14 protein-coding genes and 1 riboswitch are annotated in these 13,499 nt (G+C 62.9%); of the genes, 5 read left to right on the forward strand and 9 right to left on the reverse strand.

What is annotated here, in order from left to right; genetic code table 11:
• Positions 1–26: 26 nt before the first annotated feature.
• Positions 27–106: riboswitch (ZMP/ZTP riboswitch) on the reverse strand.
• Positions 107–138: 32 nt separating this feature from the next.
• From ACU8HS_RS08155 to ACU8HS_RS08195, 9 genes are all read right to left on the reverse strand, one after another.
• Positions 139–1,122: a type II secretion system F family protein gene (locus ACU8HS_RS08155; protein ID WP_112565068.1), complete on the reverse strand. Its 984-nt coding sequence runs from the start codon at positions 1,120–1,122 to the stop codon at positions 139–141.
• A 15-nt stretch (positions 1,123–1,137) separates the two neighbouring features.
• The gene (locus ACU8HS_RS08160) at positions 1,138–2,145 is read right to left on the reverse strand and encodes a type II secretion system F family protein (RefSeq protein ID WP_112565066.1); all 1,008 of its coding nucleotides are present in this window, start codon (positions 2,143–2,145) and stop codon (positions 1,138–1,140) included.
• 1 nt (position 2,146) lies between these two features.
• Positions 2,147–3,631 carry a CpaF family protein gene (locus ACU8HS_RS08165; RefSeq protein WP_112565064.1) on the reverse strand — a complete coding sequence of 495 codons (1,485 nt, stop codon included), beginning with the start codon at positions 3,629–3,631 and terminating at the stop codon, positions 2,147–2,149.
• Positions 3,632–3,654: 23 nt separating this feature from the next.
• Positions 3,655–4,932, reverse strand: coding sequence for an AAA family ATPase (locus ACU8HS_RS08170; protein WP_112755160.1), 1,278 nt, complete (start codon positions 4,930–4,932; stop codon positions 3,655–3,657).
• Between the two features lie 17 nt (positions 4,933–4,949).
• The gene (locus ACU8HS_RS08175; RefSeq protein ID WP_113412609.1) at positions 4,950–5,702 is read right to left on the reverse strand and encodes a CpaD family pilus assembly protein; all 753 of its coding nucleotides are present in this window, start codon (positions 5,700–5,702) and stop codon (positions 4,950–4,952) included.
• Positions 5,699–7,198 carry a type II and III secretion system protein family protein gene (locus ACU8HS_RS08180; RefSeq protein ID WP_447015727.1) on the reverse strand — a complete coding sequence of 500 codons (1,500 nt, stop codon included), beginning with the start codon at positions 7,196–7,198 and terminating at the stop codon, positions 5,699–5,701. The genes ACU8HS_RS08175 and ACU8HS_RS08180 overlap by 4 nt, the downstream gene beginning before the upstream one ends.
• A 5-nt stretch (positions 7,199–7,203) precedes the next feature.
• Positions 7,204–8,019 carry a Flp pilus assembly protein CpaB gene (cpaB, locus tag ACU8HS_RS08185; RefSeq protein WP_112705694.1) on the reverse strand — a complete coding sequence of 272 codons (816 nt, stop codon included), beginning with the start codon at positions 8,017–8,019 and terminating at the stop codon, positions 7,204–7,206.
• A 110-nt stretch (positions 8,020–8,129) separates the two neighbouring features.
• Positions 8,130–8,642: an A24 family peptidase gene (locus tag ACU8HS_RS08190; protein WP_447015728.1), complete on the reverse strand. Its 513-nt coding sequence runs from the start codon at positions 8,640–8,642 to the stop codon at positions 8,130–8,132.
• A gap of 114 nt (positions 8,643–8,756) precedes the next feature.
• The gene (locus ACU8HS_RS08195) at positions 8,757–8,954 is read right to left on the reverse strand and encodes a Flp family type IVb pilin (protein ID WP_447015729.1); all 198 of its coding nucleotides are present in this window, start codon (positions 8,952–8,954) and stop codon (positions 8,757–8,759) included.
• A 393-nt stretch (positions 8,955–9,347) separates the two neighbouring features.
• Here ACU8HS_RS08195 and ACU8HS_RS08200 point away from each other — a divergent pair, with 393 nt between their 5' ends.
• The 5 genes from ACU8HS_RS08200 to ACU8HS_RS08220 all read left to right on the forward strand — a co-directional run bounded on the left by ACU8HS_RS08200 (position 9,348) and on the right by ACU8HS_RS08220 (position 13,403).
• Complete coding sequence (locus ACU8HS_RS08200) at positions 9,348–9,749, forward strand: pilus assembly protein N-terminal domain-containing protein (protein WP_112705693.1); 402 nt, start codon at positions 9,348–9,350, stop codon at positions 9,747–9,749.
• Between the two features lie 111 nt (positions 9,750–9,860).
• On the forward strand, positions 9,861–10,493 hold the full coding sequence (locus ACU8HS_RS08205; RefSeq protein WP_112705692.1) for a TadE/TadG family type IV pilus assembly protein: 633 nt from the start codon (positions 9,861–9,863) through the stop codon (positions 10,491–10,493).
• Positions 10,493–11,074: a TadE/TadG family type IV pilus assembly protein gene (locus ACU8HS_RS08210; RefSeq protein ID WP_112565049.1), complete on the forward strand. Its 582-nt coding sequence runs from the start codon at positions 10,493–10,495 to the stop codon at positions 11,072–11,074. The genes ACU8HS_RS08205 and ACU8HS_RS08210 overlap by 1 nt, the downstream gene beginning before the upstream one ends.
• A gap of 143 nt (positions 11,075–11,217) precedes the next feature.
• Entirely contained in the window at positions 11,218–12,438 is a 1,221-nt protein-coding gene (locus ACU8HS_RS08215) for a phosphopentomutase (RefSeq protein WP_447015730.1), read from the forward strand.
• The gene (locus ACU8HS_RS08220) at positions 12,435–13,403 is read left to right on the forward strand and encodes an adenosine deaminase (protein ID WP_112565045.1); all 969 of its coding nucleotides are present in this window, start codon (positions 12,435–12,437) and stop codon (positions 13,401–13,403) included. Before ACU8HS_RS08215 ends, ACU8HS_RS08220 begins: the two co-directional genes overlap by 4 nt.
• The last annotated feature ends 96 nt before the right edge of the window (positions 13,404–13,499 follow it).

Genomic DNA, 13,499 nt, shown 5'->3' on the forward strand with positions numbered 1-13,499 from the left:
GCCCTGCCGGAATTGCTCAAGCGATCGAGGATTGCCCAGGCAAGCGGCAGCAATATCCGCGCTTCCCGATGGTCGTCCATCTCATTCGCCAGTTACGCGGAGGCGCACGCTAGCCGGATTCCCTTCCGGCGGCAAGCGTCAGAACCGGTCGGCCACCTGGATGCCGGCGGGGCCGAGGATGACAGCGACCAGCACCGGCAGGAAGAAGAGGATCATCGGCACGGTGAGCTTGGGCGGCAGGGCGGCCGCCTTCTTTTCCGCCTCGTTCATGCGCTCGTCGCGGCCTTCCTGCGCAAGCACGCGCAAGGCCGTCGCGACGGGCGTGCCGTAACGGTCCGCCTGGATGAGCGCCTGCGTGACCGAACGGACGAGATCGATCTGGGTGCGGGTTGCCAGGTTTTCGAGCGCCACGCGCCGATCCGGCAGGAAGGAGAGCTCGGCCGTCGTCAGCACCATTTCTTCCGCAAGCGGCGGCGACTGTTCACCGAGCTCCTCGGAGACGCGGCGCATGGCCGCTTCGATGGAAATGCCCGATTCCACGCAGATCAGCATCATGTCCAGCGCGTCCGGCCAGGCGCGCTTGATGGAGTGCTGGCGCTTGCCCATGCGGTTGGAGATATAGATGTTGGGCGCGTAGAAGCCGACATAGGCGATGCCGATGACGATGAAGAGCCGTATCGGCAGGCCCTTGTCGGCAAGGTTGCCGAGGCCGAACATCCAGAAGGCGGCGACGGCCAGGAACAGAAACGGCAGGAGAAAGCGCGCGACGAGGAAGGTGTTCAGCGCGTTTTCCGAGCGCAGGCCGGCCGCGCGCAGCTTGTTCATGGTGTTGTCGTCCACCAGCGCCTTGCGCAGGTTGAAACGCTCGACGATCTGGCGGACGGAGCGGTTGTTCTGGCTCCTGAGCGTGGCCTTGCTGCCGGCATCGGCGTTCAGGCGGGCGCGCTCGCGGGCGCGGATCTGCTCGCGCTCGGTCGAAACCGCCTTCATGCGCTTGTTGAGATCGCCACGCTCGAAAAAGGGAACGGCAAGCGTGTAGAAGGTGGCGAAGACGGCGATGGCGACAAGCACCGCCATGATCGTGGCGGGATCGGTCAATGTTGCGGCGAGTTCCTGCGACATGCTGCCCTGCCCCCGCTAGATATCGAAATTGATCATGTTGCGCATCACGAAGATGCCGATCGACATCCAGACCGCCGAAAAGCCCATGATGAAGTGGCCGCGCGGATCGGTGAACAGGATCATCATGTATTGCGGCGACGTCAGATAGACGAGCAGGGCAACGATGAACGGAAGGGAGCCGATGATGACGGCGGACGCCTTGGCCTCCATCGACAGCGCCTTGACCTTGGCCTTCATCTTCTTGCGGTCGCGCAGCACCTTGGAAAGGTTGCCGATCGCTTCCGACAGGTTGCCGCCGGCCTGCGACTGGATGGCGATGACGATCGCGAAGAAGTTGACTTCCTGCAACGGCATCTGGTTGGTCATGCGGGCACAGGCTTCGGGTATGCCGAGGCCCACCTGCTGCGCCTCGATGATACGGCGGAATTCGCTTTTGACGGGCTCGACACCCTCGGTCGCGATCAGGCGGATCGCGTCGTTCAGCGGCAGGCCGGAACGGATGGAGCGGACGATGACGTCGAGCGCGTTCGGAAATTCGTCGAGGAACTTGTTCTGGCGGCGCGAGATGAGGAAGCCGATCACCCAGCGCGGCAGACCGAGCCCGCCGACCAGGGGAACGCCGAGCATGACCGCTGTCGACGCGCCGGCAACGAAAAGCACGATCAGCAGCACCAGGGCGAAGAGCGCGCTGAAAAGATAGAAGCGGGCCGGCGTGATCGGCAATCCCGCCTGCACCAGACGGGATTTCAAGGACAGCGTTTTCCTGGTCTTCTCGTGCTGCCGCTTTTCGAGGTCCTTCAGGCTGTCCTGCACCGATTTCCGGCGCTTCGACAGTTCCTGCACACGGTCGCGGGCGGCCTTGACCTTGGAGCGGTCGACTTCGGCCGCCTTGACCCGGTTGATGCGGCTTGCCGATTTCTTGTCGTTCTCGATGCGCGAGAACAATAGGGCATAACAGACCGCCCCCGCAGCGACGGCTGCGAGAACGACGATTGCCAGCACTGTCGGATCGATGCCGAACATCTCAATCCTTCGATTTCGCTTCCAGCTCGTCGAGCGCGGCGGCGAGACGCTTTTCTTCGTTGTAATAGCGGGCGCGGTCCCAGAAATGCGGCTTGCCGACGCCGGTGGACATGTGGCGGCCGATCAGGCGGCCGCCGGCGTCCTCGCCCTCGATTTCGTAGCGCATCAGGTCCTGGGTGATGATGACGTCGCCTTCCATGCCGATGACTTCGGTGATCTGGGTGATGCGGCGCGAACCGTCGCGCAGGCGCTGCGCCTGGATGATGACATCGACCGAGGAGGAGATGATTTCGCGCACCGTCTTGGCCGGCAGGCTGAAACCGCCCATGGCGATCATCGATTCCATGCGGCTCAGGCATTCGCGCGGGTTGTTGGCGTGGATCGTGCCCATGGAGCCGTCGTGGCCGGTGTTCATGGCCTGCAGCAGGTCGAACACTTCGGGTCCGCGCACTTCGCCGACGATGATGCGTTCGGGGCGCATGCGCAGGCAGTTCTTGACGAGGTCGCGCATGGTGATCTCGCCCTCGCCTTCGATGTTCGGCGGGCGGGTTTCCAGGCGCACGACATGCGGCTGCTGGAGCTGCAGTTCGGCCGTATCCTCGCAGGTGATGACGCGCTCGTCGCGGTCGATATAGTTCGTCAGGCAGTTGAGCAGCGTGGTCTTGCCCGAACCCGTACCACCGGAGATGATGACGTTGCAGCGCACCCGGCCGATGATCTGCAGCACGGTTGCGCCTTCGGGCGTGATGGCGCCGAAGCGGACGAGCTGGTCAAGCGTCAGCTTGTCCTTCTTGAATTTGCGGATGGTAAGGGCCGGGCCGTCGATGGCGAGCGGCGGCGCAATGACGTTGACGCGCGAGCCGTCCGGCAGGCGCGCGTCGCAGATCGGGCTCGATTCATCGACGCGGCGGCCGACCTGGCTGACGATGCGCTGGCAGATCGACAGGAGCTGCGAATTGTCGCGGAAACGGATTTCGGATTCGATGGTCTTGCCGCCGACTTCGATGAAGGTCTGGCCGGCGCCGTTGACCATGATATCGGCAATGTCGTCGCGCGCCAGCAGCGGCTCGAGCGGGCCGTAGCCCAGAACGTCGTTGCAGATATCCTCGAGCAGTTCCTCCTGCTCGGAGATCGACATGGCGAAATTCTTGATGGTGATGATATCGTTGACGATATCGCGGATTTCCTCGCGCGCGCTTTCGCCGTCCAGCTTGGACAGCTGCGAGAGGTCGATCGTGTCGATCAGCGCCGAAAAGACCTGCGCCTTGGTATCGTAATATTCGTCGGTGCGTGCGGGGCGCCGGCGCTGCGGCGTCTGGATCGGCGGCGGCGCCACCTGCGGGCGGGCGGGCTCGCGCGACGGCTCCACAAGCACCGCGGGACCGGACGGGGCGGCGGGGCTGGCTGCCGGCATCGGCGGCGGCGGAGCGGCGATACCGCCGGCACCGGCCTTTCCGAAACCTTCACTTCCGCGTTTTCCGAACATCGATGCGATCCAATTCTACCCGTTCACTTGCGCTTCAGAAGGCCGAGAAGGCCGCCCTTCCTGGATTTCCGGATTGCCACGCGGCCCGTGACGATGTGGGCGATCTGCGAAAAGGTCTCCGCCGTCGGCGATTTCGGATCGACCTCGGAAATCATCCGGCCGCTGTTGGCAGCATTGCCGAAGAGGCCGATGTCGAAGGGAATGACGGCGATCGGCTCGGCTTCCAGCGGCTCGCAGAAATCGGAAACCGAGATTTCCGGCCGTTTCGGCATGCCGACCTGGTTGAGAACGAGATGCGGCGGCTTGTCGTTCGGGCGCATCTTGCGCAAGGCATCCAGCATGTTCTTGGTGTTGCGCAGGTTGGCGAGGTCGGGAACCGCGCAGATGACCACTTCGTCGGCACTCGACAGGACCGAACGGGTCCAGTCCGACCAGGCATGGGGAACGTCGAGAACTGTGACGGGCGCGCTGCGCTGCAGCACGTCCATGACGGGCTGGAAGGCCTGGCTCTCGAAATCATAGGCGCGGTCGAGAAGCGAGGGGGCGGCCAGCAGCGAGAGGTGCTCCGAACACTTGGTCAGCAGGCGATCGAGGAAAACCTCGTCGAGCCGCTCCGGCGCAAAGACGGCCTCGGCGATGCCCTGAGCCGGGTCCTGGTCGAAATCGATATTGGCCGTGCCATAGGGCAGGTCGAGATCGGCAAGGATGGTTTCGGTCGAAAACAGGTTGGAAATGCCGAAGGCGCAATTATGCGCGACGGTCGATGCGCCGACGCCGCCCTTGGCGCCGATAAAGGCAATCGAGCGGCCGAGCGGCTCGGCTTCCGGATCGACGAAGATCGTCGCCATCGCGCCCATGATATCGGGCATGGCGACAGGCTGGACCATATATTCGGAAATGCCGTTGCGGATCAGATCGCGGTAGAGACCGATATCGTTGTAGTAGCCGACGATGATGACCTTGGTCGAGGGATCGCAGACGGCGGCGAGCGGCGCCAGTTCGGCAAGCAGGCCGGCCGGGTTGGCCCTGGTTTCAAGGATGATGAGGTTCGGCGTCGGGGCGCTGGCAAACATGTTGGCCGCCGCCGCGGTGCCGCCGCTGGTGATGCGCAGGCTGACCTTGGACATGCGCCGGTCGTTGGCGCAGCGCTCCATCACCCGCTGCAGCCCCTCGCTTTCGCAGAAGGCGTGAACGGAGATGCGCGGCAGGGGGCGCATATGTTCCAGCTCGCCCATGCGGATCGCTTCCTCGGCGTGGCGCAGTTCGCTGGTGTTCTTGATCTCGTAGTCGACGGTGCTCATCGTTTCATTCCGCCTGATCAGAAACCGGTGGAGCCGGTATCCATGTCCTCGATCGTGGACGTCGTCGTCCGGTATTCCTGGATCGCCTCGTTGCGGCGCTCGGCGTCGATCGGCGTCATGCCGCGCGGCGCGACGAAATCTTCGGGATTGGCGACCTGGGCAGCGAGGTTGTTCTGCGAGGCGCAGCCGAAATTGTAATAGTTCTGGTTGGCGAAGTCGGCGGTGATGTCCTTCGGCCATTGGCCGCACTGGGTCGTTACCGCCGTCGTGCCGGTGAAGCTCAGGCGGATCGGGGCGGCGTCGAGAAGGCCGGTCGCCGCATAGGTCGTGTTGACGATCTTGCTGCTGGCAATGCCGCGCGAGGCAAGTTCGGCGCGCACCTGGCTGCGCAGGGCGCGGGCCGCTCCCGCATTCGCAGAGCCTTCAGGCGACAGGATGTAGACCGGGCCGGAGGCGCGCGACATGTAATTCTGGGCAAAACCACGGATCAGCTCGCGCTGGGCGATCGTCAGCCGGCGATCGCTGGAGGCGACGGGAAGGTCCACCGTCTGCTCGGCTTCCGTCACGACGATCGGATGGCGCTCCCGGTAATCGTCGGGAATGCCGCCGGTCGTCAGCTGGTCGCGCGGGCCAGCACAGCCGGAAAGGACGGCAGCGGCCAGGGAAGCGACCAGAAACAAAGGCTTTGCGCTGCGCAGATATCGAAGATCCGAATGGGCCATCGCCTGATCTCTGTTCGTTTTCATCGGTTCAGACCGCGCCCCGCTCATTTGTAGATAAATCCGATGGAACCGTGGAACTGCGCATCGGCGACCGGCGCCTGACGGCTGCCGTAGACCTTGTTGACGCGGTTCATGAAGAAGGCGGACGCATCATCCGTGGGGCTGAAATTGTCGTCCGGCCGATTGAGCTGATTGCGCGCCACCGGACGCACCAGATAGGGCGTCGCGATGATGACGAGTTCGGTTTCCTGACGCTCAAAACCCTTCTGGCGGAACAGCGTGCCGAGAAGCGGGATCTTCGAAACGCCGGGCGTGCCGCCCATGGTCTGGGAGACGTTGTCGCGGATGAGGCCGGCAAGGGCGATCGAACCGCCGGAGGGAAGCTCGACCGAGGTTTCGGCCGAGCGGCGCTGATAGGTGGGGGCTGCACCGGAGACCGAGGGCGCCGGCTCGGAAACGTTGGTCTTGATCTGCAGGCTGATGCGGCCGGAAGACAGCACCACCGGCTTGAAGGCAAGATTGATACCGTAATTATAGGGAACGACGGTGACGTTGCCGTTGTTGTCCGTCGTCGAATAGAGAACCTGGCCGCCGGAATTGAAGGTCGCGGCCTGGCCGGAGATCGCCGTCAGCGTCGGTTCGGCCAGCGTGCGCACGACCTTGCCCTGTTCCAGCGCGTTCAGATAGGTGGAAATATCGTATCTGCCGATCGAGTTCTTGAAGAGCGCGGCAAGGCCGCCACCGACGACGGACGTGGCACTGTCGGCGGACGGGCTGCCGAGCTGGGCGACCGTCATGCCCGAGGAATTGGTGACGAGATTGTCGAAGCCGAGCTGTTTGAGGACTTCACGGCGAACCTCGGCGATCGTCACCTTGAGCGTGACCTGGTCTTCGCCCTGGATCTGCAGGAGGTTGACGACCTGGGAGACCTGGCGGCTTTCGGCAAAGAGCGCAACGGCGCTGTCGCCGCCGGTGCCGGAGGCGGTTTCCGTGCGCGTGGTGGCCTCGCCGCCCTTCAGGAAGGCCTCGGCGAGCGATGCAGCCTGGGTTGCGTCCTGCGGCGTGCGCACGGTTCCCGTCAGCACGATATTGTCCGAGACGATCTCGACCTTGATGGCGGAGTCCGGGATGAAGCGGCGCAGGTTGGCCTCAAGGCCGGACACATCGCGTTCAATCTCGATATCGAGGCTGACGACCTCCTCGCCGCTGGCGCCGAACACGAAAATATTGGTCTGCCCGACCTTCTTGCCGAACAGGTAGATGCGCCGGGACGTGCGGGTCACGGCGTCGGCCATGCTCGGATCGGAAACGAGAATGTCGTGCGCGTCTTCCGGCAGGTCGACGACGACAGCCTTGTTGAGGCCGAGCTTCAGGCGGCGATGCGCGCCGGGGCCGCTTTGCGAAATGCGGATGAGGCTTTCCGAGCCGGCATCCGCCTGCTGCACGCCAAAGGATACCGGCGTGACGCCCGCCGCAGCCATTGCCAGAGAAAGGCAGCCGGTCAGGAAAAGCCTGGTGCGTTGTCTTGAGTTGCCCATCCGCATTTCCCTTACTCCGGCTTCGTCGAGCCGGTGGCATCCGTGACGATGGTGCCGGATTTGATGACCTGGACGATTGCGCTGCCGTTATCGCCGCTCAGGAGATAGTCCGGCGCGCCGGTATCCTGTTCCTGCGCATCGGCAACGGAGCGCAGCGCGAGCGAAAGGCGATCGGCCATCTGCTGGGCGACGGCCAGAACCTTGGTCTGGTCGGGGGTCAGCTCCAGCGTTGCCGTCGTGCCGACGGCCGCCTTGGAGCCGTCTTCCTTTTCTTCGATCTGCTGGTCGATGGCGAGAACGCGGACGTTGCTCAGCACGGTTTCGGTTATGTATTTCTCCGTGCCCTGCCCCTTGCGCACCATGATGACATCGACGCGGTCGTTGGGAAGGATGAAGCCGCCGGCGCCTGTCGCCACCGAGATTTCGGTCGCAACCGCGCGCTTGCCGGCAGGCAGCAGCGAGGACAGGATGCGGCTGTTGGAATCGGCGACCTTTTCCGGACGGATCGGCTCGCCTTCGAAAACCGGCAGGCGCACAACGGCACCCTGGAGGTCCTTGATGGCGTCCGGCCGCTCGGCTTCGGTGATGAAGCCCTGGACGACGCCATTCTGCGGCCAGGCCATCCAGTGGACGGCCTTCTCGTCCAGCCTTGCGCCGACGGGCAGATTGGCGCTGGAGACCAATACGTTGACGGTCGGTTCCTTCTCGACGACGGACTGGACCTTCGTCACGACGCCGCCGCGACCGGCCATGTTCATGGCAAGAAGACCGGCAAGGCCGGCTGCCACCACGGCGACAGCTAAGACAATAAGGCGGGCCGGTTTCATCGATCATTCCTCGGGGCACGACGCGTTCGCCCCGCAGAATGCTCAGGAATTGGTATAATTATGGTTAATGGAAGACTTAGATTTTAAGTTAACGGCCGATTAAAACGCCGTTATTTCAGGCCTTCCAGTGCGGCGACGAAGAGCGGCGAGGACGGGAAGGCCAGGAAACCGCCGATCGCGATGGCAATCCCGTAAGGTATTTTCTTTGCCATGAGGACAGAGTTCGGCACCGGCAGGCCGATGGCGAGAATGGTGCTGGATTGCGATCTCACCAAAAGAATGAGCAGGGTCAAGAGGCCGCCGATCATCCCGACATAGGCCATCAGAAAGACAAGAGAGGGATTGAAGCCGAACCAGAGTGCGGTCGCGCTCAGGAGCTTGGCGTCACCACCACCCATTACGTTGACGGCGAAAAGCGCAAAGCAGACGCAGAAGACGACGGCCGCGCCGGCAAGATGCATGCCGACAACATCCCAGCCAAGGCCCAGGAACGGGGCGAGGACGAAGAAAGAAGCGATGAGGATCAACGAGACACGGTTCGGGATCGTCATGGTGAACAGATCCGAAAACGCCGCCATGGCGAGGCAGAGGGGCAGTATCAGAAAGACTGCAGCTGCGATCATGTCACACCCGTTTATGAATACGAAAAAGGCTCACGGCCGTTAAGCTGCGAGCCTGCTCGTCTGACGGCCGGAACGATTCCGGCCGAGACCATGCGGATGCCGCGAGCGGCGCTTTTACTCCTCCGGCAATTTAGCCTTGTCAGCAGCGGACTGCATCTGTTCGCCGAGGTTGTTGAACGTGTCGCCGATCTTGCCGCCGAGCGTCGAGGCGCCGGCAACGAGGGCTACGGAAATGAGGGCGGCGATCAGGCCGTATTCGATTGCGGTCGCGCCGGATTCGTCCTTCAGAAAACGGCTAAAAAGCTTGGTCATGGTCTCTCCTAACTCCAGTTGATGTTCAGCACGTCCGCCAACTGTTTGCCGTTGATCGGATGGCCGAAAGCTAGCGAATGGCCGTTTCCATCGGCTTAAAGAAATGCGTTAACGAGGTGTGAACGAGACAACCTGCCCGGCCAGGGTAAGTAATTCCTTACCGCGTTGCTTAGACTTCTAACGAATTTCGCCAGGAAACCTGTAGCAATAGCTTCCAGCCATCCAGAAACGGCACGAATTTCCGCCACCTTCCGGTCTTACGCCCTGGCAGTGCGTGCCGGAACGATCCAATGTGTTTCACGCGCGGACATGCGATGGAGGGCTTAAAGCTTCGTTCACCATTTTTTTCCATTCTATCGGCAATCTGCATTGCGATCGTGAAAGAGGGCCAAAATGCCATCGAACGGCAAGACCGTTTTCTTTGCCTGGGTGATTGCGGCTCTTACGGCAAGCACAGCCTCAGCCCAGGAAGACATGCTGCGCGTCTATATGGACCACGCGCGCGTTTTGAAGCTCGACCGGCCGGTCAGCAAGGTCATCGTCGGCAATGCCAAGGTGGCCGATGCGACGGTCGCCGATTCCAAGACGATCGTGCTGACGGGCCGCAGTTTCGGCACGACCAATATCGTGCTGCTCGACGGCGACGGCAACGCCATCCTGGACGACCGCATCCTTGTCTCCATCGACGAGGGCAATACGGTGCGCGTCTATCGCCAGACGGAGCGCTCGGTTCTTTCCTGCACGCCCAATTGCGAGCAGCATTCGCAGCAAGGCAACGCCACGTCCGCGGACTAGCCGATATCGGCGACATCGGCGCAGATTCGTTAAAATAGCTGCACCGACCTGAAACGGAAAATCAACGAAAGCGCCTTAGTGTGGCCCGAAGAACATTTTCGGGGCCAGACCATGGCGATCAGCGAGCAGGAGACGGGCAAGGTGCGTGCGCCCCTCCGTTTATCCAGTATTCGCGCCATGGCCCGCTCACGCGACGGTTCGGCGGCGATCGAATTCGCGCTGCTGGCAATTCCCTATTTCGTCATCGTCTTCGCGATCCTGGAAACCTTCATCGCCTTTACGGCCGAGCAGCTCGTCTCGAACGCCGTCGATACGATGAGCCGCCAGATGCGCACGGGGCAGATCACCTTCGCCGACCCCACGCGCGCGAGCTACAAGACGCAGACCCAGTTCCGGCAGGCCTTCTGCGACGAGATCTCAATCATCATCCGCTGCTCGGAAACGGAAGCGGCGACCCCCAGCAAGCTCTATCTGGATGTGCAGAGCTTCCCGACCTTTGCCGCCATGCCAACGGCGATCCCGAGAATGTCTGCGGACAAATATTCCGACCTGAACGTTTCAGCCTTCAAATTCACGCCCGGCGGGCCGGGCTCGATCAACATGCTGCGCGCCTACTATCGCTGGTCCATCATCGTCGATCTCGTGCGCCCCTACATAACCGGCCTTCGCCCGGTCGGCAGTTCCATGCCGAGCGAATATCTGATCGTCTCGACCGCAGCCTTCCAGAACGAGCAGTATCCCTGATGGCGCGCCGCGGACTTCTCATACGGCTGGCTTCGACGGCGCGGCGCTTTGGCCGCGACCGGGAAGGCGTGGGCGCCATCGAGTTTGCGATCATCTTCCCGGTTCTGGTCATGCTCTATCTCGGCGCGTTCGAGATCACGATCGGGCTCAACGTCAGCAAGCGCACGACGCGTGCCGCCGGCGCGATCGCCGATATCGTCACCCAGCAGGAAAGCGTCACAAAGAGTTCTCTTACCGATATCGCCAAGGCCGCGCCGCCGATCTACTCGCCCTACAGCAGCCCGGACATGCTGGTGAAGATCACGGCAATCCAGATCGACGGCAACGCCAACCCGACCGTTCTCTGGTCCTGGGCCTCGAGCGGCGGGGCGCCCTACGCCAAAAACAGCACGGTTGCCGACGTGCCGACGGAAATGAAGAAGGCCGACAGCTTCCTCATCCGCAGCGAACTCAGCATACCCTATACGCTCTTCGTCTTTGCGCCCAATTTCATGCCGCAAGGGCTGAATACCATCACGATCAGCCGCAGCTATTTCTACCGCCAGCGGCAGAACAACAGCATTTCCTGCAGCGACTGCTGAAGCGCGTCGCGATCCCTCCGATCCGGGCGACCGCCTCACGCCCTCACCTCAAATTTGCCAAGCGGTTCCCGTCATTATATGGCTGGGGCGTCAGTCAGGTCGTTCGGCTGCAGGCCGGCGACAGCAGATATTGCGGGTGAAAAATGGCACGTGCCTTTCTCTTCGTTCTGGATTCCTTCGGCGTCGGCGGCGCGCCGGATGCGGCAGCCTATGGCGACGAGGGCGCCGACACGCTCGGCCATATCGCCGAATTCTGCGCGGCGGGTGCGGCCGACCGGGCCGGCCTGCGGTCCGGCCCGCTGACGCTGCCGAACATGTCCGCACTCGGGCTCCTGCATATTGCGCGGGCGGCCTCCGGCCAGTTTCCCGCCGGCATGCCGCTGCCGGACAAGATCTACGGCCTCTACGGCGCCGCCAACGAAACCTCGCGCGGCAAGGACACGCCTTCGGGCCATTGGGAAATCGCCGGAACGCCCGTCACCTTCGACTGGGGCTATTTTCCGAGCGAGGGCGACGCTTTTGCGCCCGAGCTGATCGAGGCGCTGTGCAAGGCGGCTGGCGTGCCCGGCATTCTCGGCAACTGCCATGCCTCGGGAACCGAGATCATCGCCCGTTACGGCGAAGAGCATATGCGCACCGGCAAGCCGATCTGCTACACCTCCTCGGATTCCGTGTTCCAGGTGGCGGCCCACGAAGTCTATTTCGGCCTCGACCGGCTGCTCAATTTCTGCCAGATCGCCCGCAGCCTGCTCGATCCCTACAATATCGGCCGCGTCATCGCCCGCCCCTTCATCGGCCAGAGCGTGGCAACCTTCCAGAGAACCGGCAACCGCCGCGATTTCTCGGTGCCGCCGCCGGAACCGACCCTGCTCGACCGGCTCGTCCAGCACGGGCGCAACGTGCATGCGGTCGGCAAGATCGGCGATATCTTCGCCCACCAGGGCGTCTCCAGGGTCATCAAGGCCAACGGCAACGACGCGCTGATGGATGCCTCGCTGGCGGCCATCGACGAGGCGGAGGACGGCGACCTCGTCTTCACCAATTTCGTCGATTTCGACATGGTCTACGGCCACCGTCGCGACGTGGCCGGTTATGCGGCCGCCCTCGAAGCCTTCGACGCGCGCCTCACCGAAGTCCACCGCAAGCTGCGGCCCGGCGACCTCGTGGTGCTGACCGCCGATCACGGCTGCGACCCGACCTGGCGCGGCACCGACCATACGCGCGAGCGCGTGCCGATCATCGCCTACGGTCCCGGTATCCGCTCGCGCTCGGTCGGCGTGCGCCGGACCTATGCCGATATCGGCGAGAGCATCGCGCGGCATCTCGGCATTCCGTCCGGCCCGCATGGAAGGAGTTTTCTGTGACATCGCATCTGAAGAAGGTCGAGCTGCATTGCCATCTGGAGGGCGCGGCCCCGCCCGGCCTGACCGCAGCCCAGGCGCGCAAATACGGCATCGACATCAGCGCGTACCTGCAGGACGGCGCCTATGTCTGGCACGATTTCGCAAGCTTCCTCGAATGCTACGACAAGGTTTCGGAGGTCTACAAGACCGAGGAAGACTATGCGCTCCTGACCGAAACCTATCTGGAAGAGCTTGCCGGCATCGGCACGATCTACAGCGAGCTGATCGTTTCGCCCGACCACGGCAAGCGCATCGGCCTTGGCGCGGACGCCTATATCGAAGGGGTCTGCGAAGGCATGCGCCGGGCCAAGGCAAAGAGCGGCATCGAGGCGCGGCTGATCGTGACCGGGGAACGGCATTTCGGCCCGGAAAGCGTGATCGGCGCCGCGGAATATGCCGCCAAGGCCGATAATCCGCTGATAACAGGTTTCAACCTTGCCGGCGAGGAGCGCATGGGCCGCGTTGCCGATTACGCCCGCGCCTTCGACATTGCCCGCGACGCAGGGCTCGGCCTCACCATCCATGCCGGCGAAGTCTGCGGCGCCTTTTCCGTTTCGGATGCGCTCGACGACGTCAGGCCCGCGCGCATCGGCCATGGCGTGCGGGCGATCGAGGATAGCGAACTCGTCAGGCGGCTTGCCGATCTCGGCACGGTGCTGGAGGTCTGCCCCGGCTCGAACATCGCGCTGAAAGTGTTTCCGGATTTCGCCGCGCATCCGCTGCGCAGGCTGCGGGATGCAGGCGTGAAGGTGACGATCAGCTCCGACGACCCGCCCTTCTTTCACACATCGCTCAAGCGCGAATACGAGCTTGCTTCGGAAGCCTTCGGCTTCAGCGACGCCGAGATCGATGCGATGACGCGCACGGGGATCGAAGCGGCCTTCGTCGACGAGGAGACCCGCAAGGCCCTGTTTGCCCGTCTTTGAGGGGCGCGAGATTGTTAATGCTCGAGGCAAATACGCCTCCGCTCTTGAAGTGGAGGCGGTTTCCGTGAAAGAAACAGCCGATAAGAACAAAGAATT

This window comes from Rhizobium sp. KDH_Rht_773_N (assembly GCF_052946295.1).